The sequence below is a fragment of the Bacillus sp. FSL K6-1366 genome (genome assembly GCF_037976695.1).
Lineage (GTDB): Bacteria > Bacillota > Bacilli > Bacillales > Bacillaceae > Bacillus > Bacillus subtilis.
This window is the reverse complement of the sequence record NZ_CP150268.1, coordinates 2,088,332-2,107,832: the sequence shown is the minus strand read 5'-3', so window position 1 is coordinate 2,107,832 and position 19,501 is coordinate 2,088,332. Positions and strand designations below refer to the sequence as shown.

At 43.1% G+C, this 19,501-nt stretch carries 19 protein-coding genes and 2 pseudogenes; 10 read left to right on the top strand and 11 right to left on the bottom strand.

Annotation, left to right across the window (positions count from 1 at the left end; genetic code table 11):
- The first annotated feature begins 1 nt into the window (after position 1).
- The 4 genes from MHI44_RS11015 to MHI44_RS11000 all read left to right on the top strand — a co-directional run bounded on the left by MHI44_RS11015 (position 2) and on the right by MHI44_RS11000 (position 3,222).
- On the top strand, positions 2-961 hold the full coding sequence (locus MHI44_RS11015; RefSeq protein WP_003242609.1) for a YydG family radical SAM peptide epimerase: 960 nt from the start codon (positions 2-4) through the stop codon (positions 959-961).
- Positions 942-1,700, top strand: coding sequence for a zinc metalloprotease LiaK (gene liaK / locus MHI44_RS11010; RefSeq protein WP_339201930.1), 759 nt, complete (start codon positions 942-944; stop codon positions 1,698-1,700). The genes MHI44_RS11015 and liaK overlap by 20 nt, the downstream gene beginning before the upstream one ends.
- A gap of 149 nt (positions 1,701-1,849) precedes the next feature.
- On the top strand, positions 1,850-2,479 hold the full coding sequence (locus MHI44_RS11005; protein WP_038429933.1) for an ATP-binding cassette domain-containing protein: 630 nt from the start codon (positions 1,850-1,852) through the stop codon (positions 2,477-2,479).
- A 20-nt stretch (positions 2,480-2,499) separates the two neighbouring features.
- Positions 2,500-3,222 carry a peptide ABC transporter permease gene (locus MHI44_RS11000; protein ID WP_003226987.1) on the top strand — a complete coding sequence of 241 codons (723 nt, stop codon included), beginning with the start codon at positions 2,500-2,502 and terminating at the stop codon, positions 3,220-3,222.
- A 130-nt stretch (positions 3,223-3,352) separates the two neighbouring features.
- Here MHI44_RS11000 and MHI44_RS10995 read toward each other — a convergent pair whose 3' ends face one another.
- Both MHI44_RS10995 and MHI44_RS10990 read right to left on the bottom strand, forming a co-directional pair.
- Positions 3,353-3,511, bottom strand: coding sequence for a hypothetical protein (locus MHI44_RS10995; protein ID WP_019712615.1), 159 nt, complete (start codon positions 3,509-3,511; stop codon positions 3,353-3,355).
- Positions 3,512-3,539: 28 nt separating this feature from the next.
- Positions 3,540-4,250 carry a GntR family transcriptional regulator gene (locus MHI44_RS10990; RefSeq protein ID WP_019712614.1) on the bottom strand — a complete coding sequence of 237 codons (711 nt, stop codon included), beginning with the start codon at positions 4,248-4,250 and terminating at the stop codon, positions 3,540-3,542.
- A gap of 156 nt (positions 4,251-4,406) precedes the next feature.
- On the opposite strand from MHI44_RS10990, the gene MHI44_RS10985 reads away from it, so the two are divergent.
- The 3 genes and pseudogenes from MHI44_RS10985 to bglA all read left to right on the top strand — a co-directional run bounded on the left by MHI44_RS10985 (position 4,407) and on the right by bglA (position 6,277).
- On the top strand, positions 4,407-4,685 hold the full coding sequence (locus MHI44_RS10985; RefSeq protein WP_075058871.1) for a PTS transporter subunit EIIB: 279 nt from the start codon (positions 4,407-4,409) through the stop codon (positions 4,683-4,685).
- Positions 4,585-4,824, top strand: a pseudogene (locus MHI44_RS10980) (PTS glucose transporter subunit IIA); the annotation flags it as partial. The gene MHI44_RS10985 and the pseudogene MHI44_RS10980, both read left to right, overlap by 101 nt.
- Positions 4,825-4,837: 13 nt before the next feature.
- A complete protein-coding gene (bglA, locus tag MHI44_RS10975) occupies positions 4,838-6,277 on the top strand; it encodes a 6-phospho-beta-glucosidase BglA (protein ID WP_046664033.1) in 1,440 nt (479 codons plus the stop codon).
- Between the two features lie 109 nt (positions 6,278-6,386).
- Here bglA and ahpF read toward each other — a convergent pair whose 3' ends face one another.
- From ahpF to gntR, 6 genes are all read right to left on the bottom strand, one after another.
- Positions 6,387-7,916: an alkyl hydroperoxide reductase subunit F gene (gene ahpF, locus MHI44_RS10970; protein ID WP_032722779.1), complete on the bottom strand. Its 1,530-nt coding sequence runs from the start codon at positions 7,914-7,916 to the stop codon at positions 6,387-6,389.
- Between the two features lie 13 nt (positions 7,917-7,929).
- The gene (ahpC, locus tag MHI44_RS10965; RefSeq protein ID WP_003243686.1) at positions 7,930-8,493 is read right to left on the bottom strand and encodes an alkyl hydroperoxide reductase subunit C; all 564 of its coding nucleotides are present in this window, start codon (positions 8,491-8,493) and stop codon (positions 7,930-7,932) included.
- Positions 8,494-8,959: 466 nt separating this feature from the next.
- Positions 8,960-10,366, bottom strand: a complete 1,407-nt coding sequence (gnd, locus tag MHI44_RS10960; RefSeq protein WP_003243876.1) for a decarboxylating NADP(+)-dependent phosphogluconate dehydrogenase — start codon at positions 10,364-10,366, stop codon at positions 8,960-8,962.
- A 22-nt stretch (positions 10,367-10,388) separates the two neighbouring features.
- A complete protein-coding gene (gene gntP, locus MHI44_RS10955; protein WP_032722778.1) occupies positions 10,389-11,735 on the bottom strand; it encodes a gluconate permease GntP in 1,347 nt (448 codons plus the stop codon).
- Positions 11,736-11,763: 28 nt separating this feature from the next.
- The gene (gene gntK / locus MHI44_RS10950) at positions 11,764-13,305 is read right to left on the bottom strand and encodes a gluconokinase (RefSeq protein ID WP_015250835.1); all 1,542 of its coding nucleotides are present in this window, start codon (positions 13,303-13,305) and stop codon (positions 11,764-11,766) included.
- Positions 13,298-14,029, bottom strand: coding sequence for a gluconate operon transcriptional repressor GntR (gene gntR, locus MHI44_RS10945; protein WP_003243132.1), 732 nt, complete (start codon positions 14,027-14,029; stop codon positions 13,298-13,300). Before gntR ends, gntK begins: the two co-directional genes overlap by 8 nt.
- A 195-nt stretch (positions 14,030-14,224) precedes the next feature.
- Here gntR and MHI44_RS10940 point away from each other — a divergent pair, with 195 nt between their 5' ends.
- Both MHI44_RS10940 and MHI44_RS10935 read left to right on the top strand, forming a co-directional pair.
- The gene (locus MHI44_RS10940; protein WP_032722777.1) at positions 14,225-15,373 is read left to right on the top strand and encodes a glycerate kinase; all 1,149 of its coding nucleotides are present in this window, start codon (positions 14,225-14,227) and stop codon (positions 15,371-15,373) included.
- A 92-nt stretch (positions 15,374-15,465) separates the two neighbouring features.
- A pseudogene (locus MHI44_RS10935) lies at positions 15,466-16,497 on the top strand (polysaccharide pyruvyl transferase family protein).
- Positions 16,498-16,536: 39 nt separating this feature from the next.
- Here MHI44_RS10935 and MHI44_RS10930 read toward each other — a convergent pair.
- Positions 16,537-17,229, bottom strand: coding sequence for an LrgB family protein (locus MHI44_RS10930; protein ID WP_032722776.1), 693 nt, complete (start codon positions 17,227-17,229; stop codon positions 16,537-16,539).
- Entirely contained in the window at positions 17,199-17,603 is a 405-nt protein-coding gene (locus MHI44_RS10925) for a CidA/LrgA family holin-like protein (RefSeq protein ID WP_009968420.1), read from the bottom strand. The genes MHI44_RS10930 and MHI44_RS10925 overlap by 31 nt, the downstream gene beginning before the upstream one ends.
- Before the next feature lie 226 nt (positions 17,604-17,829).
- On the opposite strand from MHI44_RS10925, the gene MHI44_RS10920 reads away from it, so the two are divergent.
- Positions 17,830-18,261, top strand: a complete 432-nt coding sequence (locus MHI44_RS10920) for a MarR family transcriptional regulator (RefSeq protein ID WP_326236913.1) — start codon at positions 17,830-17,832, stop codon at positions 18,259-18,261.
- A gap of 58 nt (positions 18,262-18,319) precedes the next feature.
- Here MHI44_RS10920 and MHI44_RS10915 read toward each other — a convergent pair whose 3' ends face one another.
- Complete coding sequence (locus tag MHI44_RS10915; protein ID WP_077670852.1) at positions 18,320-19,390, bottom strand: SDR family oxidoreductase; 1,071 nt, start codon at positions 19,388-19,390, stop codon at positions 18,320-18,322.
- Between the last annotated feature and the right edge of the window lie 111 nt (positions 19,391-19,501).

Sequence of the window (19,501 nt, the reverse complement as noted above, 5' to 3'; positions counted from 1 at the left end):
CATGTATAATAAAACAGTATCAATCAATTTAGATTCAAGGTGTAATGCATCCTGTGACCATTGTTGTTTTTCTAGTTCACCAACTTCAACAACCAGGATGGAAAAAGAATACATAAGAGAGTTAGTAACTGAATTTGCAAAAAACAAAACCATTCAAGTGATTTCTTTTACAGGTGGGGAAGTTTTTTTAGATTATAAATTTTTAAAAGAACTAATGGAAATCATTAAACCATATGAAAAACAAATAACGTTGATCTCTAATGGATTTTGGGGTTTGAGCAAGAAAAAGGTCCAGGAGTACTTTCATGATATGAATTCTTTAAATGTGATAGCACTGACTATAAGTTATGATGAGTACCATGCTCCATTTGTCAAGTCTTCCAGTATTAAAAACATATTAGAACATAGCAGGAAATACCCTGATATCGATATTTCTCTTAATATGGCAGTTACCAAAGACAAAATGTCCAACCATATTTTAGAGGAATTGGGGGATTCAATCTTAGGTGTAAAGATAACAAAATTTCCAATGATATCAGTTGGCGCTGCTAAAACTAGAATTAAGCAAGAAAACATACATAAATTTTACAGTCTTGAAGATGAAGATTCCTTACATTGTCCCGGATATGACATTGTATATCATCATGATGGAGAAATTTATCCATGTTGTTCCCCTGCTATTTTTGAAACGAAAATAACCCTAAGGGAAGAATATAACCAAAGTTTCGAAAGAACCGTGGAAAAGTTAAATTCCAATTTGCTATTATTTATTCTTAGAAAAGAAGGATTCAAATGGTTTTTGAATATTTTAAAAGAGAATAACAAGATAGAGGAATTTGACATTCCTTATGAATTTTCCTCTATTTGTGGAGTTTGTGGTTCCTTATTCAACTCTGCAGAAAAAATAAACTACTTCTATCCTTATATGGAAAAATACTATAATGAAAATTTTAAAGTATGAAGATGAAAAATATGAAGTGCTTGTGCAAAACAACGTATTTATAAAAGACAAAAAAAGCGGAGAATACTATAAAAATAGTTTAAGTTCTCTGTCAGGTGAACAATTATTACGTTTTAAAATGTATAAAGAGAAAGTATCACCAAAGTTTTTTTATCTGTTCTTATCCTTTACGGCTCTCATGTTCATATTAAATTATATTCATTTAATAAAATTGCAAAATGGATTGTCCTCAGTATTTTACGGCTGGAAAATGTGGATAATTATAGTTATTTACTTTATAATGAATATAGTGCTTCATGAACTGGGACATATTTATTCCTTAAAATTTTTCGGGAAAAACTTTGATAAAGTGGGATTCAAACTGAATTTTTATGTATTTCCTGCTTTTTATGTCCAATTGAATGAAACCTACATGCTATCAAGAAATGAAAAGATAATCGTTCATTTATTTGGCTTGTTTATCAATTATCTTTTAATAAATACATTAGAATTAATAAATCAATTTACATTTTCCAGTGAAGCATTAACTATGGCATTTATGCTTTTCTCGTCTACTTTATTGTGGAACTTAATCCCAATATTGAATTCTGATGGTTACAAAATTCTTTTAGCTTTTCTGAGCTTAGATGAATATAGCCGTTTTAAGACAAATCATTGGTTAGTTCTTACGATTCAAATTATAGGGATTGGCCTTGCAGTGAATTCAGTTGTACATTGGATATTATATATTGTAAACTAGAGTAAAAGATCTCCAAATTAGCCATCTAAAAACATTTCTTTCGCTTCCGGATCGGAAACGAAAGAGGTACCTCAAAAGCTTAGACATTAGTAACAAATCACAAGGCAGAACATTTTATTATTATGCAAATATTTCCTAGGAGTATGTATATGAATATAGCGAATTACACTTTAAAAGTGAAAGGCAAAACGTTACTTCAGGACACCGACTTGCATTTTTCGAGCGGGAAAATTAATCACGTTGTCGGAAAAAATGGAGTCGGTAAATCACAGCTTGCTAAAGACTTTTTGTTGAATAATAGCAAAAGAATCGGCAGAGATATTCGTCAAAATGTTTCTTTAATATCCAGCTCGTCGAATATACCTAATGATGTTTCTAAGGACTTTTTATTACACTTTTTGAGTAAAAAATTTGATGCAAAAATGATAGATAAAATCGCACATTTACTTAATCTGGATAATATTGATGGAAAAGTTCTGATCAAAAATTTGAGTGATGGACAAAAGCAAAAATTAAAATTGCTCAGTTTCTTATTAGAGGATAAAAATATTATTGTTTTAGATGAAATAACGAATTCATTAGACAAAAAAACGGTTATAGAGATTCATGGCTTCTTAAACAAGTATATTCAGGAGAACCCCGAGAAGATTATCATCAACATTACACATGATTTGTCTGATTTAAAGGCGATAGAAGGGGATTATTATATATTTAATCACCAAGAAATTCAACAATATCATTCAGTGGATAAATTAATTGAAGTGTATATAAATGAGTAATAAAACAGTGGGGGCTTGAGATGAAATTAGAGTTTAAAAAGAGTATTAGCAACAAAGTTATCATTATTTTAGGAGCAATGTTTGTATTTTTATTTTTGCTGGGTTATTTTTTACTTGTTGGAATCGATAAAGTCAGTAATGTTACACCTGAAATGTTTTTCTTTAGCTCCTATACTGTTGCGACCCAGTTTGGTTTGATGTTATTTTCATTTGTTATAGCTTTCTTTATTAATAGAGAGTATTCAAACAAAAATATTCTCTTTTACAAGTTAATTGGAGAGAACATCTATACTTTCTTTTATAAAAAGATAGCTGTTTTATTTTTAGAATGTTTTGCATTTATAGCGCTAGGCCTGCTAATCATATCGTTGATGTACCATGATTTTTCGCATTTTGCATTATTACTTTTTTTATTTTCTGCAGTTATACTGCAGTATATTCTAATTATCGGAACTATAAGCATGTTATGTCCTAATATATTAATTAGTATAGGTGTCAGTATCGTTTATTGGATGACTTCTGTTATCTTAGTAGCTATAAGCAATAAAACGTTTGGTTTCATTGCTCCTTTTGAGGCAGGTAACACTATGTATCCCCGAATAGAAAGAGTGCTGCAATCTGATAACATGACACTTGGGAGTAATGATGTTTTATTTATTATTTTGTATTTAGTTTCAATTATTATCATAAATGCGATTATCCTTCGCTTTTCTAAAACTAGATGGATCAAAATGGGCATTTAATAAAGGGAGCTACTTCACAATGAAGTAGCTTTTTATGTGCATCTATATATCATTAACATCAAGATTAATGCATGTGACTGGCTGAGTTTGTTAAGGGAAGGATGTTTTTCTGTTTGCATCGCCCAAACTATTATTGTTTTTCTTTCACCATCTTTACAAAGAGGAAAAAGATAATGAATACGATAAAGTAGTTCATTGGATTCTTAACGATACTCATCTCTAGTGAAATTTGTAAGAGTATCCAGAGCGCAAAGATGGCTAGTATGGCAGTAATGATGATTTTGTTCATGTCGACCACCTTCCATAGTGAAGCAGCTCTACAGCAAAAAACTATTAGCCTGTACGACAAACTGCGACTGCTTATAATTATACGAAATCTTCGAGTAATCAAACGGCTGCCCATTTGTCAGGTGAAAAATACTTTCTATATACAGCTTCGGCAGTCCAGCCTCTAATCCCAAATATTCCGCTTCTTCCTCATTAAGCTGGCCCACGTGCAGAAACAAATCAGAAAAACCAATCTTCAACCCCAGTCCTTCCCGGATGTAATGGAAGATGGAGTGGGAAACGATTTCGTTGTTTAAATACGTCACGATGGATTTGTTGTAATAGGATTCTTCGTAGCAAAGGGTCTGGCCGTTGATGTAGCGGACCCTTTTGACATAGTAGATGTCCTCGTTTATTTCGATATTCAGGTTTTCCGCCGCTTCCGGTGTTGGCTTTCTCACGTCCAGTTCGATGACTTTTGAGGTGACGTTGAAATCCTCGAGATCTTTTTTAAATCCCTGATTCGACAGAAGGCTGATATAGCCTTTTCGTTTATGTTTTCTGACGAAAATGCCGCTTCCTCTGACCTGAAAGATCGCGCCTTTTTGCTCTAATAGCTCGAGGGACTTTGTGATGGTGCTTTTGCTGACTTCAAACTGGGCCATGAGGGTTTCTAGGACTGGCAGTTTGTCTCCCTGCTGAAGCTGGTGTTCTTCTATATATGTTTCAATTTCCGTTGCGATTTGCTGGTATTTTAACATACGCATTCCTCATTTATTCGTTTAGTTTCACTTGTCAAAATTATAGCATAAACCGCTTACAATGATAGTTAGTGCGTAAATATTTTGTTTCGGCGTTGATAAATTATACCGGTACAATTATAATGGAAGCGTAACCAAAACGAAGGGGTGGGTGAAATGTCGGGGAAAGTGAGAGATTATACGAGACTAGCAAAAGACATTTTAGAGGCCGTAGGCGGGGAAGAGAATGTGATTGGGGCTTCTCGCTGCGCTACCAGACTTCGATTGGTGCTGAAGCGGTCTACCCCTAAAGCGAAGGATATCGTGAAATCGATGCTACCATCCCGGCGTCATTACGGTTGTCATGGTTACGCCTACAAAGCATGCGATTGGCCTGCGTTCAGCGTCCGGCGTCGAATTGCTTGTGCACATCGGGCTGGATACGGTGACATTTGACGGCACGCCTTTTTCCTTGAAGGTAAAAGAAGGCGATACCGTCAAAAAAGGCGAAGTGCTTGTTGAGTTTGATAAAGCTTTCATTGAAGACATTGAGGAAAGTGCATTACATCAAAAAATATTTACAGTCGTAAGCTGAGGAGGAATTAAACATGGGAAACATGCCAAAGGATTTTTTATGGGGCGGTGCTTTAGCTGCCCACCAATTTGAAGGCGGATGGAATCAAGGCGGTAAAGGGCCGAGTGTCGTCGATGTGATGACAGCGGGTGCGCACGGCGTGCCGAGAAAAATCACTGACACGATTGAAGAAAACGAATTTTATCCAAACCATGAAGCCATTGATTTCTATCACAGATACAAGGAAGATATCGCTTTGTTTGCGGAAATGGGATTAAAATGTCTGCGGACGTCCATCGGCTGGAGCCGCATTTTTCCGAAAGGCGATGAGGCTGAACCGAACGAAGCTGGTTTGCAGTTTTATGATGATGTGTTTGATGAATTGCTGAAGCATGGGATCGAGCCGGTCATTACCCTGTCTCACTTTGAAATGCCGCTGCACCTGGCAAGAGAATATGGCGGCTTCAGAAACCGGAAAGTCGTGGACTTCTTCGTCAACTTTGCAGATGCTTGCTTTACCCGTTACAAAGAGAAAGTGAAGTACTGGATGACATTTAACGAGATCAACAACCAAATGGATGTGAACAATCCGCTGTTCCTATGGACGAATTCAGGTGTTGTGGTTGACGAAAACGAAAACGCCAAGGAAGTCATGTACCAAACGGCGCACCACGAACTAGTGGCGAGCGCATTAGCAGTGGCAAAAGGAAAAGACATCAATCCAGAGTTCCAGATCGGGGCTATGGTATCACATGTGCCGATTTATCCTTTCTCCTCCAATCCTGAAGATGTGATGCTGGCTGAAGAAGAAATGAGGCAGCGCTATTTCTTCCCTGATGTACAGGTGCGCGGTTATTATCCAAGCTACGCGTTGAAGGAATTTGAACGCGAAGGCTACAACATCACATTCGAAGACGGCGATGATGAGATTTTAAGAAACGGAACCGTCGATTACTTAGGCTTCAGCTATTACATGTCAACAACTGTGAAAAGCGATGTGAAAAATGATAACACTGGCGATATTGTCAATGGCGGCTTGCCGAATGGTGTCGAAAATCCGTACATCACTTCGAGTGACTGGGGATGGGCGATTGATCCAACCGGGCTGAGATATACGTTAAATCGTTTTTATGACCGATACCAAATCCCGTTATTCATCGTTGAAAATGGCTTTGGGGCAGTGGATACGCTGGAGGAGGACGGCAAGGTTCATGATCCGGAACGCATTCAATATTTAAAATCGCATATTGAAGCATTGAAAAAAGCGGTCACGTACGATGGTGTTGATTTAATTGGCTACACGCCGTGGGGCATTATTGATATTGTCTCCTTCACAACTGGCGAAATGAAAAAACGCTACGGCATGATCTATGTTGATCGTGACAATGAAGGAAACGGATCCATGAAGCGGTATAAGAAAGATTCCTTTGAGTGGTACAAAAATGTCATTCAAACGAACGGCGAGGAACTATAAGAAGCTGGCCCGAATCGAGCACTTTTACCGTAGTGCCTGGTTCGGGTTTTTCTGTAGAAAAAGAAAAATCCGCTATCCTGCCAATCTGGCAATATAGCGGATTTTTTTATCAGTTACGGATTAGGTAATCAAACGCGCCGAGGGCGGCAGTTGCACCTGATCCCATCGAAATAATAATTTGGTTGTACGCACTGTCTGTGCAGTCGCCGGCAGCAAATAAGCCTGGTACGCTTGTTGCGCCATGTTTGTCGACGATGATTTCGCCCATGCGGTTGCGTTCAACCGTTCCTTCTAACCATTCTGTGTTTGGCACGAGACCGATTTGGACGAATACACCTTGAAGTTCAACGTGTTTTTCTTCGCCTGTTTCGCGGTCTACGTATGTGATGCCGTTAACGCTCTGATCGCCTGTGATTTCTTTTGTTTGTGCGTTTTTTACAACAGTAACGTTAGGCAGGCTGTAGAGACGTTTTTGCAGGACTTCGTCTGCTTTCAGTTCCGGTGCGAACTCTAGCACAGTAACGTGATTGACAATACCTGCAAGATCAATCGCTGCTTCAATACCAGAGTTTCCGCCGCCGATTACCGCAACGTCTTTGCCTTCAAACAATGGCCCATCACAGTGCGGGCAGTATGCGACACCTTTGTTTTTGAACTCTTGTTCACCGGGTACGTTGACATTGCGCCAGCGTGCACCTGTTGAAAGGATCACTGTTTTACTTTTCAGGACAGCGCCGTTTTCGAGTTCAAGTTCGAACAGATCTTTCTTCTCAAGGCGTTTCGCACGCTGAAGGTTCATAACATCAATATCATATTCCTTCACATGCTCTTCAAGACTTGCCGCAAGCTTCGGTCCTTCCGTCGCTTTGACGCTGATGAAGTTTTCGATGCTCATGGTGTCGAGAACCTGTCCGCCGAAGCGTTCAGCGACAACCCCAGTGCGGATGCCTTTACGTGCAGTATAAATCGCTGCACTTGCACCAGCAGGTCCGCCTCCGACAACAAGAACGTCATACGGCTCTTTGTCAGCAAATTCAGATGCATCTGTGCCGCTGCCCATTTTCGCAAGAATTTCTTCAAGCGTCATACGGCCGCTTCCGAAGGACTCGCCATTCAGGTAAACGGTCGGCACTGCCATGATGTTTTTGCTTTCAACTTCTGATTTGTATGCTGCACCGTCAATCATCGTGTGCGTAATGTTCGGGTTCAGCACGCTCATCATGTTTAAAGCTTGTACAACATCAGGACAGTTGTGGCATGTCAGGCTGATATAAGATTCGAAGTGGTATTCACCACTGATCTTCTTCACCTGATCAATGACTTTTTGGTCCACCTTAGGCGGTCTGCCGCTCACTTGGAGCAACGCCAGCACTAATGATGTGAATTCGTGGCCCAGAGGGATACCGGCGAAAGTCACGCCAGTGTCTTCTCCGACACGATTGACACTGAAGCTTGGCGTTCTGTTTAATTCAGCTTTTTCAACTGAAATTTTCGATGACATGGAAGCCAGCTCATCAACGAGAGCCAGCATGTCCTTAGAAGTGTCATCTTCGCCTGCGCTAACTTTGAGAACAATGTCATTCTCAATTAGCTGCATATATTGATTTAATTGTGCTTTGATGTTTGCATCAAGTACCAATTGAATGCACTCCTTAGATTTTACCTACTAGATCAAGGCTAGGTGTAAGAGTTTCGCCGCCTTCTTCCCATTTAGCCGGGCAAACTTCACCTGGGTTTTGACGAACGTATTGAGCTGCTTTTACTTTGTTTACAAGGTTGCTTGCGTCACGGCCGATACCGCCTGCATTGATTTCAACAGTTTGGATAACGCCGTCTGGATCGATGATGAATGTTCCGCGGTCAGCAAGGCCAGTTTCTTCGTCAAGAACATCGAAGTTGCGAGAGATCGTTTGAGATGGGTCGCCGATCATTGCGTAAGTGATTTTGCTGATTTTTTCAGAGCTGTCATGCCAGCCTTTGTGTACGAAGTGAGTATCTGTAGAAACAGAGTAGACTTCAACACCTAATTCTTTAAGAGCAGCATATTGTTCTTGAAGATCTTCAAGCTCAGTTGGGCATACGAAAGAGAAATCTGCTGGGTAGAAGCAGAATACGCTCCATTGGCCTTTCAAATCTTCGTTTGTTACATCGATGAATTCACCGTTTTTGAATGCTTTTGCTTCGAATGGAAGTACTTCTTTACCGATTAAAGACATAATGTATATTCCTCCTAAAAATGTATTAGAAAGCATAATCGCTTTCAATAATAATTCTAATTATATATGAATTATTAATTAATATATATTTTTTGTCAAGCCATAACCTACTTTTTTTCATCTTACTAAAGGTGTGACAGGTAGGATTTATGCATTTCTTTTATAACAAATGAGAGGCTGATTCTCAATTAGACAAGGTTTTCAGGGACTTTTGTAAATCAGAATGACAGGCCGTTTTGGCATTTGAACATTTTATGACACCATGGGCAAGGGGCAAAGGACAATGGCCAAAAGCAGAATAGAACGGAACAGCAAGCTGCTGTCACATGATAATCTTGGGGAATGTTTCTAGCTATTATTGTATCACTGTTTATGATATTTAAAACATAACTTATGTCTTCTGTTGTTTGGGATAGAAGAAAAAAACACGGTTCAGTTGAAAACTGACCGTGTTTCTGATGACAGGTTATTCAGACCAATTCGTATGGAAAACGCCGTCCATATCAGTCCGTTCGTACGTGTGAGCGCCAAAGTAATCGCGCTGCGCCTGCAAGAGGTTCGCATTGGAACGCCCTGTGCGGTAGCCGTCGTAATAAGAGAGCGCGGTAGTTAAGCATGGGAAAGAGATTCCGGTGCTGATACCCTCGCAAACGACTTTTCGCAGGCCAGTTTGATAGGCATGGAGCTTATCTGTGAAATAAGGCGCGATCAGCAGGTTAGCCAGATTTGGCTGCTCACTGAATGCTTCGCTGATCACGTTTAGGAAATCAGCGCGGATGATGCAGCCGCCTCGGAAAATCAAGGCGATGTCTTTGAGCGGCAGATTCCAGCCGTAAAGCTCAGATGACATCTTATATTGGGCAAAGCCTTGTGCATAGGCGCATACTTTCCCCATGTAAAGAGCCTGTCTGACGTATTCAATCCAGGTGTCTTTATCCAAGTGTTTTTCTTCGGCTTCCGGGCCTGCTAATACGTCTTGAGCTGCCATCCGTTCTTCTTTTAAGGATGACAAGTAGCGGGCGAACAAGGACTCTGTGATGATCGTGGACGGGATGCCGTTATCAATCGCCTGCATGCTCGTCCATTTCCCAGTGCCTTTTTGTCCGGTTTTATCAAGGATGACATCGATCAGAGGCTGCCCTGTTTTTTCGTCTTTTTTGCGTAAAATCTCAGCTGTAATCTCTATTAAATAGCTTTTCAGCTCACCTTGATTCCATGTTTCAAAAATAGATGCAATTTCATCTAGCGGCAGACGAAGCGTTTCTCTTAGAAACGTATACGCTTCTGCAATCAGCTGCATGTCTGCATATTCAATGCCGTTGTGCACCATTTTTGTAAAGTGCCCTGCCCCTTTTGGTCCGATATAGACACAACAAGGGTCATCTCCGACTTGAGCTGCGATTTTCGTCAGGATAGGAGCGGCTTTCTCATAGACGTCGCGATCTCCGCCCGGCATGATGGAAGGCCCTGTTAATGCACCGACTTCACCGCCGGAAATGCCGACTCCCAGGTAGCCGATCCCTTTTTCCTTCAGTTCGTCATATCTTCTTTCTGTGTCTTCATAGTGGGAGTTTCCTCCGTCCATGATGACGTCGCCTTCTTCAAGCAAAGGCTTTAATGATTGGATGACGGAATCTACGGGTTTTCCCGCTGTGACCATCAAAAAGATTTTTCTTGGTTTTTCTAACGATTGAACAAAGTCCTCAAGCTCGTAATACGGGCTGAGAGATTGTCCATCCAGCTTTTGGATAAGCTGGTCCGTTAAATCTCTGGTGTAATTATAGACAGCGACGTTTTCACCTTTATTTGCCATGTTTAAGGCGATGTTGCTTCCCATTACGCCTAAGCCTATGACACCAATCGAATTGAACATGTGTTACAGCTCCTTCTTAATTTCATACAACTAAACTTAACAATAAAATGAATCCCAGTCCAGCAACGGAAATAATGGTTTCCAGCAATGTCCATGTGGCGAATGTTTCTTTCATGCTTAATCCGAAGTATTCCTTGAACATCCAGAAGCCGGCGTCATTGACGTGTGAAGCGATGACACTTCCGGCGCCTGTTGCGAGTACGACTAACGCCAGGTTAACATCAGAATGGCCCAATAACGGAATGACCAGACCTGTTGTGCTTAGTGCGGCAACAGTCGCTGAGCCTAGAGAAATGCGCAGGATCGCCGCGATGAGCCATGCCAGAATGATTGGCGATAATGCCGTTTCTTTGAATAAGTCTGCTACGTAATCGCCGACACCGCCGTTGATCAGCACTTGTTTGAAGGCGCCGCCTCCTCCGATGATCAAAAGCATCATGCCGATTTGTGAAATGGCAGTTGAACAAGAATCCATCACGGTTTTGACTGGAATGTTGCGCTTGATGCCCATTGTATAGACTGCGACCAATAACGAAATAATCATAGCAGTCGATGCGTTTCCAATCAATCTGATAAAAGCTAAAATTCCGTTATCTGCAAACCCGATTGTTTCTTGAAGCAGGTCGATAATGGTCGCGACCGACATGATGATAATCGGGAGCATTGCAGTAAAGACACTTATTCCAAAGCCGGGTGTTTCTTCAAGGTTAAACGTTTTTTGTGTGCCGAGTGATGCAATATTGCCGTTTTTCGCAAATGATGCAGGAACGATTTTTTTCGCGAACTTTGTAAATAACGGCCCTGCGATGAGCACTGTCGGAACAGCAACAATAAAGCCGTACAGCAGCACTTCTCCAATGTTTGCGCCATACTCACCGGCGATCGCCGTAGGTCCCGGGTGCGGCGGCAGGAAACCGTGTGTGACGGATAGTGCTGCGACCATCGGGATTCCGAGAAATAAAATAGAAATCTTCAATTCTCTTGAAATCGCAAAGACAATCGGAATTAATAGAACCAGTCCTACTTCAAAAAATAACGCAATCCCAATAATAAATGAGGCAATGACAACGGCCCATTGAATATTTTTCTCACCGAATTTGTTGACGAGCGTCATCGCAATGCGCTGTGCGCCTCCTGAATCCGCGATCAGCTTGCCCAGCATCGCACCGAGTCCGAAGATGAGCGCGATGTGGCCAAGAGTCCCCCCTATTCCTGCTTCGATGGAGCTGACAACTTTATCGAACGGCATCCCGAGTGCCAGTGCCACGCCGAACGATACGACCAGCAGGGAAATAAATGTGTTTAATTTTAAGCCCATAATCAGAAATAGTAATGCTAAGATCCCAAGTGCAACGATGATTAACGGCATGGTAATGCCCTCCCCTTCATGTCATGTACTATTTGTGTGTGATTAAGCCCCTCTGATAATCTGCAATTTGTGTATATTGATTTTCTAATAATCTTGATAGATTGATGAAAATCGGCATTAATGTTCTGTATTCCTTGGCTGAGTCTTCAATCGGCGTATGTCTGTATGTGCTGCCGATCATGTCGGACACGGCGTCGAAAGAGTCAATTTTTCCTGTTGCATACAGGCCTAAAATGCAGGCGCCGAGACATGAGCTTTCGTAGCTTTCTGGAACGACAACCTCTGATTCGAAGATATCAGACATCATTTGGCGCCAAACCTCCGACCTTGCAAATCCCCCTGTCGCTTGGATGCGGGTTACCGGGCCATCCATGCATTCAGTTAACGCCAAGAACACCGTGTACAGGTTGTAAATGACGCCTTCCAATGCCGCGCGTATCATATGCTCTTTCTTATGCGACATGGTCAGGCCGAAAAATGAGCCCCGTACATCCGGATTCCACAACGGAGCGCGTTCTCCGGCGAGATATGGGTGGAACAGCAGACCGTCAGAACCGGGTCTGACGCGTTGGGCAATTTTCGTCAGCACGTCATATGGATCAATGCCCAGCCGTGTCGCTGTTTCGATTTCGGAGGAGGCAAACTCGTCTCTGATCCAGCGAAGGACGATGCCCCCATTGTTCACAGGTCCCCCAATAACCCAATGCTTGTCCGTCAAGGCATAGCAAAAAATTCTCCCTTTTTCATCGGTTTGCGGCTTGTCAATAATCGTCCGGATGGCACCGCTTGTACCGATGGTGACGGCGATTTCTCCCTTTTTAATGGCGTTGACGCCGAGGTTGGACAGCACGCCGTCGCTGGCCCCGATGACAAAAGGCGTTTCCGGATCGATTCCCATTTGGATCGCTATTTCTGGGCTGCAGTGCTGAAAGATCTCGGTTGTCGGCACGAGTTTGGATAAGTGATCCGGCGTGATGCCTGCGATGCGCAGTGCCTCTTCGTCCCAAGCCAAGCTTTTCAGGTTCATCATGCCTGTCGCTGATGCCAATGAGTAATCGATGACATACTCATTGAACAGCTGTTTAAAAATGTATTCTTTGATGCCGATATATTTTTTTGCCTTGGAAGCGATTTCTTTCCTTTCATTCGTGATCCAGGCAATTTTACTTAACGGTGCCATCGGATGAATCGGTGTTCCCGTCCGTTTGTACACCTCATGTCCGTTCAATTCCTCTTTGATCTTATGCGCCCAGCCTTCACTTCGGTTGTCGGCCCATGTGATGCATGGCGTCAGCGGCTTGTCATTTTCGTCGATTGCAATGACGCTGTGCATGGCGCTGCTGAACGAAATGAAAGAGATCTGTTTTTCGGGATGCTGTTTTGTAATTCTCGCTGTTGTATGGATGACTGCCTGAAATATCTCTTCCGGGTTTTGTTCAGCTGTTGAGATGTCCGGTGTATAGAGCGGGTAGCCGATGCTTTCTTTCTGTACCACATCTCCGTTTTCACTGAACAGCACAGCTTTTGTGCTTGTCGTGCCGATATCGATTCCTAACATATAACTAGTCATTGTTGTATTCAGCTCCTTTTGCCAGCATTTGTTGTGAGAGCCATAGGTCTTCTACCTTATCCTGCACATCATCAAAGTTTTGGTGAAGAGACTGAATCATCAGCGCCCTATCCTTTGTTTTGATGGCTTGAATATAAAGCTCGTGGTTATCTAAAATCCTTGTGAAGTCTTCATACTTTTCCTTTAACCGTACCCGCATCGATAAAAGAATAAAGCTTTCCATGACGGGTTTTAGATTGTTCCAGATCATCTGAATGTATGAATGATCAATCGCTCGGATAATGGTTTCATGGAACAGCACATCTTGAAATGAAAATTCGTCAGCGTCCTCATATTTGATTGAGACTTTCATCATTTCAAGAATTTTGCTGAGATCCTTAACTAAAGGCTCAATGTCTATTTTGACAAGCCGTTCAAAGACAAATGTTTCTAATAGTAACCGCACATCATAAATTTCCGCGATTTTCTTCTCAGTTAAACCAATTACGACCGCTCCCATTCGTTCTAAGCGGATGATTTTTTCGGATGCGAGAATTTTTAGCGCTTCGCGAACCGGCGAACGGCTTACTGAAAACTCGGCGGCGATTGTATTTTCTGATAAAATGGTACCGCTTTCAATCAGGCCTGAAACGATCCGCATTCTCAGCTCGTATGCGACACGAACTCCGGTTGACGCTTTTGAGAGCCATTTTGCGGGATACAACAGGTCTTTGGAGTCTAGCATACACTCACCTTCCTCACTCAAGAAGTATACTTGTATACAAGTATGATAACGTGAATATTTCTTTTATGCAAACACTTTCATTTCTAATTTTTAATAAAATTTTTCCCAATCATTATGGTATTTATTTCTAAATGGAATATGGTACATTGGAGATAACTAGCATAAGTGAATCATGTTTTGAAAGAGGCGATTTGGATGAAAATCATCATTGCACCTGATTCTTTTAAGGAAAGCTTATCAGCTCTGGAGGCCGCAGACGCGATAGAAAGAGGTTTCAAGTCGGTCTTTCCGGGTGCTGATTACAGAAAATTGCCGATGGCGGATGGCGGCGAGGGAACTGTTCAATCTCTGGTCGATGCGACCAACGGAAGGATCATAGAGCAAGTTGTCACAGGGCCGCTGGGGGAACCGGTGAGAGCTTTCTTTGGCATGATGGGAGATGGGAGAACAGCTGTGATTGAAATGGCTGCTGCTTCAGGGCTGCATCTGGTGCCTGTAGATAAGCGAAATCCGCTCATCACTACAACAAGGGGAACGGGAGAATTAATCGGAGCAGCTCTTGATGCAGGAGCGGAGCGTTTGATCATCGGAATCGGCGGAAGCGCCACGAACGACGGGGGAGCCGGGATGATTCAGGCATTGGGCGGAAGGCTTCTTGATAACTCAGGCAGCGAGATTGGCCCAGGGGGCGGCGCGTTATCTCAGCTTGCATCAATAGATGTGAGCGGGCTTGATTCCAGATTGCGGAATGTCAAACTGGAAGTTGCCTGTGACGTGGACAATCCGTTAACAGGACCAAAGGGTGCTACGGCTGTTTTCGGACCGCAAAAAGGCGCGACGGCCGACATGCTGGATGTACTAGAACAGAACGTAAACCATTTCGCTGATATGGCAGAAAAAGAGCTCGGATCAACCTTCCGAGATACAGAGGGCGCCGGTGCAGCGGGCGGTCTTGGATGGAGCCTGCTGACTTATCTTCAGGCTGACCTGAAAAGAGGCATTGATATTGTCCTTGAAGCGGTTGATTTTGAAAGTATCGTTCAGGATGCAGATCTTGTGATTACCGGCGAGGGACGGATCGACAGCCAAACGGTTCATGGAAAAACGCCGATCGGCGTAGCCAAGGCGGCTAAATCATACGATGTGCCTGTCATCGGTATTGCGGGATCAGTATCACGTGACAGTGATGCCGTCTATCAACACGGAATCGATGCGCTTTTCAGCATCGTCCCCGGAGCCGTGCCGCTAGAAGATGCGTTTGAACATGCCGCGGAATATATGGAAAGAACGGCGCGGGACATTGCAGCGTCTATCAAATTGGCGAAAACGATGTTTCTGATATAGCCGATGCACACGCCAATGCATAGCCATCCTTCTTTTTGGGTAGAGACAGTTAACACACAATGAGGAATTCATCCCAGAAGGAGGACGCAGATATGACTGTACAAGAAATCAAAGGAAAAAAACTAGTAAAAGGCATTGCGCCAAATGTGGAGCCGGAAGCTCTGTTAAATGATAAACGAAAAGTATTTTTGTTTGGTTCCCCTAGTTAAACAAACATTGGAGACCAAGCGATTGCGTATGCGGAAGAGAAATTTATCAAAAATCATTTTCCGTATTATGAATACATTGAGATTATGGATTATGCGACGGATGAGGGCATTGAACTGGTGAAGGAGATCATTCGTGAAGACGATATTGTCTGCTTTACAGGCGGAGGGAACTTAGGAAACCTTTATCTCGATATTGAGGAAGACAGAAGAAAGGTCTTTTCGGCGTTTAAAGACTACAAATCAATTTCTCTGCCACAATCCGTTTATTTTGAGGATACAGAGGAAGGACAGAAGGAAAAGAAAAAAACACAGGATGCGTACCATCAAAATACAAACTTAACGATTGCTGCGCGTGAGACGCAAACACTGGATGTTGTGAAAGAGACCTTCAACTCCAATGTGATCTTTACACCGGACATGGTGCTTTCCTTGGATATTGTGCCGCGAGAGCTCGAGCGGGACGGCGTTCTCTTTATTTTAAGAGCGGATAAGGAGAAAGTGACTGACGAAGATTTTATTTCACAGATGAAGCAATGGGCAGAAAAAACAACTTACACAGAGCGTACCGATACGGTGCTGGATACGGTCGACACCATCGATTACGCTGATCGTGAAAAGCATTTTATGGAGATGCTGGACCGCATCGGCTCCAGTAAATTGGTGATTACCGACCGCCTTCACGCGATGATTTTCTCGATTATCACCAAAACACCTTGCCTTGTCTTTGGAAACAGCTATGGCAAAGCCAAACATTCATACCGGGATTGGCTTGAAAGCTTAAACTTCATTGAGTATACGGATAAGAATGATGTTGAGGAGCTGGAGCGTATGATTGACCGCCTGCTTCAAGCAGAACCGAATGACGTTGATTTATCTAAGGACTTTCAGCCGTTGATTGATTTTTTTGCTTCTTAAACGAAAAAGACTGCCCTCCCCCGGGGCAGTCTTTCTTTGTTAAATATGAAACAGCCAGACGACGAGCGGGCCGAAGAATGAGCCGAGCACCGCACAAAGCGTCATGGAGACGGAACTCATGGAGACGGCCAGTTCCCCATATTCCAATGCTTTGGAGGTGCCCAGTGCATGGGAGGCGCTGCCTAATGCAATGCCTTGTCCAAGGGAACTGCGTATGCGAAGCCATTTTAGGAAAAGAGGCCCGAGGATGACGCCTGAAAAGCCCGCAATCATGACAAATACGACTGTCATGGAAGGGACGCCGCCAAGATCGGCGGCGATCTGAATAGCGACAGGGGTTGTGATCGACTTTGGCAGAATGGATAATAAGAGATCATGATCAATCCCGAATGCTTCTGCGAAGATCAGCCCGCTGATCATTCCCATGCATAATCCGACCAGGACGCCGCCTAAAATGGGAACACAATGTTTGACAATAATATGCCATTGTTTATAAAGCGGATAGGCCAGTGCCACGACAGCCGGCCCAAGCAAAGAATTGATCCATTTCCCCCCGATCATATAGCCTTCATAGGAAACATGGAACATCATCAAAACCGCTACAATCAAAATGGTCGTTGTCAGAACGGGGATCAGAAATGGAAGCGGGAATCGCTTATAGAGTTTGACCATCGCTAAATAAGCGGCAACTGTTAAAAGAATTATAATGATCGCGATACATGCTTGCTGCATTTCTCTTTCTCCTCCCGTTTTTTTGCTTTTTTCTCTAATAGCTGGCTGGCGAATCCAGCCGCAATGATCGTGACGATGGTGCTCAGAACGACTGTAATCAGCAGCATCAGGCCATTGAATGAAATGAGAGACGGATAGTTTATCACTCCTGTCATTGCCGGGATGAACAACAATGGAAGGAAGGATAATAAAAACCCTGCTCCGTCTTCAATGATGGAGACGGGAACAATACGGAGGCCCAAGCAGATCAGAAGCAATACCAATCCAACGATGCTTCCTGACACGGGTAAATGAAACAGATGCTGAATGGCTTCCCCGATCATAAAAAATACATATAATATCAACACTTGCAAGATAATTCGTATGACTTTCACATCAAGTGCTGCTCTCCAATCAGAACAGCTTCCTCCTTTCTGGTGCTTGCTTCTAGGATGGTTCTGAGGAATCGCTTTACTTTCTTTTTATATGATTGTACTATACAAGTATAATGATTGATTTAGTCATATAACGACTTGTATTTATTCAGTTAATGTACATTTGTATTATACAAGTATATATGATGTTGTCAATGCCAGAGATTGGAATAGGGAGCGAGAGCGATTGCAAAATCAAAATCCAGTTGAATTAATTGAATATGAGCTGACGACTTTTATCAGGAGAGCTGTTTATCTGGATCAATCAGAGAAAAGAACAGGGAATTTGGAGAGATCTTCGTACTTATTACTGAGACAATTGGATGAGTTTGGGCCTGCTCGTGTTAAGGAATTGGCAGAATCGTTTAAGCTTGATATTTCTACTCTTTCAAGACAAGCAGCTGCATTAGAGGCAAAGGAGCTCATCTATCGTTTCTCAGACCCATCTGATGGGAGAGTCAGCCTGTTTACTATTACAAAACTCGGCAAACAACTATTAAAAGCCGATCAGCAAAAGCGCCTTGAACGTTATGAACAGATGCTGAAAGAATGGTCAACACAGGAAAAAGAGTTGTTTGGCGAGCTGCTGCAGCGTATGAACAAGGCTTTTATCGATTAACAGCTGAAAAACCCATGGTTCGCTGGAACAGCATGGGTTTTTCTATCATGGTCAGAGATTATCTGCATCGTTTGGCGGCAGCCCAAGCCACTAGTCCGGCAACAACAGCCGCCGATACAATGGGGCGCTTCGTCGCTTTTGTGTAGTAGCTTCTTGACCTCATCCATCCTTTATTTGTGCCTCTGTCATGCATACCGCAGCCCGCATCATAAAGAGCGCTTTCTTCTCGCGGTTTGGACGGTCTTTCGGCATGCTGGCTGTGATACATGATTTTTTCCATCAGTCTGTCGGTCAGACGAGGGAAAAGCGCGCCCAGCATGGCGATGGCTTTGGCCTGTGAGCCGATGTACATGTCGCGCTTAGGGTGTTCGGCGGCAAACAGGATAGCTTCGGCGACTGCTTCCGGCGGATAGATCATGGAGCGGTAATGAGCCGGCTGTTTGTCGAGGTAGCTGTGCGCATGCTCGTTATAAGGCGTGTCAATTCTGCCCGGGTGGATGAGCGTTACCGAGACTGGCGCCTGTTCCTTTTCGAGCTCCATTCGGATGCTTTCCGTCCAGCCGTGAAGCGCAAATTTGGCAGATGCATATGTGGATTGAATGACCGTTCCCCTGTCTCCGAACAGGCTTCCTACATTAATGAGTGCGCCCGGCACACCTCTGCCGGTGTAGTGTTTGACAGCCGCTCTTGTTCCGTAAACAGGTCCCCAGAAATTTGTGTCGAACATGCGCTTCATGTCTTCGACGGTGACGTCCATGGCATGTCCGAAAGTCGAGACGGCCGCATTGTTGACCCATGTGTCAAAGCGGCCGAATGTGCTGATCGCGGTTTCTGCGATGCGGTTGACGTCCTCTTCTTTTCCGACATCCGCCTTTACCCATATGGCGTCGTGCCCTTTTTCCTTAAGTTCATCAGTGAGCTCCTTCAGCGCGTCTTCATTTCGCGCTGCTGCCACGACCTTTGCGCCTTTTTCAGCTGCCATTCGTGCCGTGACAAGTCCGATTCCGCTTGAAGCGCCGGTAATGACGATCACCTGATCCTTAAGCTTTTTCAGTTTGAGCTTTGTTTTTATGGCGGGGTTTTGTCGTTCAAGTTGTTCTGTATTTGTGACTGAATGATCGATTGTCATTGAGAGATCCCTCCTAGACGCTGTTTTTGTACATTACCCCATCCGGAAGGGTCTTACCCCTTTTGACAATCACAGGGTTCTTTTTTATATTATATAAGTCGCTCTACCATA

What these genes read in the sequence shown, in the direction of transcription:
- MHI44_RS11015 (WP_003242609.1), top strand. Translation starts at nt 2, where the DNA reads ATGTATAATAAAACAGTATCAATCAATTTAGATTCAAGGTGTAATGCA.
- liaK (WP_339201930.1), top strand. Translation starts at nt 942, where the DNA reads ATGAAAATTTTAAAGTATGAAGATGAAAAATATGAAGTGCTTGTGCAA.
- MHI44_RS11005 (WP_038429933.1), top strand. Translation starts at nt 1,850, where the DNA reads ATGAATATAGCGAATTACACTTTAAAAGTGAAAGGCAAAACGTTACTT.
- MHI44_RS11000 (WP_003226987.1), top strand. Translation starts at nt 2,500, where the DNA reads ATGAAATTAGAGTTTAAAAAGAGTATTAGCAACAAAGTTATCATTATT.
- MHI44_RS10995 (WP_019712615.1), bottom strand. Translation starts at nt 3,511, where the DNA reads ATGAACAAAATCATCATTACTGCCATACTAGCCATCTTTGCGCTCTGG.
- MHI44_RS10990 (WP_019712614.1), bottom strand. Translation starts at nt 4,250, where the DNA reads ATGTTAAAATACCAGCAAATCGCAACGGAAATTGAAACATATATAGAA.
- MHI44_RS10985 (WP_075058871.1), top strand. Translation starts at nt 4,407, where the DNA reads ATGTCGGGGAAAGTGAGAGATTATACGAGACTAGCAAAAGACATTTTA.
- bglA (WP_046664033.1), top strand. Translation starts at nt 4,838, where the DNA reads ATGGGAAACATGCCAAAGGATTTTTTATGGGGCGGTGCTTTAGCTGCC.
- ahpC (WP_003243686.1), bottom strand. Translation starts at nt 8,493, where the DNA reads ATGTCTTTAATCGGTAAAGAAGTACTTCCATTCGAAGCAAAAGCATTC.
- gnd (WP_003243876.1), bottom strand. Translation starts at nt 10,366, where the DNA reads ATGTTCAATTCGATTGGTGTCATAGGCTTAGGCGTAATGGGAAGCAAC.
- gntP (WP_032722778.1), bottom strand. Translation starts at nt 11,735, where the DNA reads ATGCCGTTAATCATCGTTGCACTTGGGATCTTAGCATTACTATTTCTG.
- gntK (WP_015250835.1), bottom strand. Translation starts at nt 13,305, where the DNA reads ATGACTAGTTATATGTTAGGAATCGATATCGGCACGACAAGCACAAAA.
- gntR (WP_003243132.1), bottom strand. Translation starts at nt 14,029, where the DNA reads ATGCTAGACTCCAAAGACCTGTTGTATCCCGCAAAATGGCTCTCAAAA.
- MHI44_RS10940 (WP_032722777.1), top strand. Translation starts at nt 14,225, where the DNA reads ATGAAAATCATCATTGCACCTGATTCTTTTAAGGAAAGCTTATCAGCT.
- MHI44_RS10930 (WP_032722776.1), bottom strand. Translation starts at nt 17,229, where the DNA reads ATGCAGCAAGCATGTATCGCGATCATTATAATTCTTTTAACAGTTGCC.
- MHI44_RS10915 (WP_077670852.1), bottom strand. Translation starts at nt 19,390, where the DNA reads ATGACAATCGATCATTCAGTCACAAATACAGAACAACTTGAACGACAA.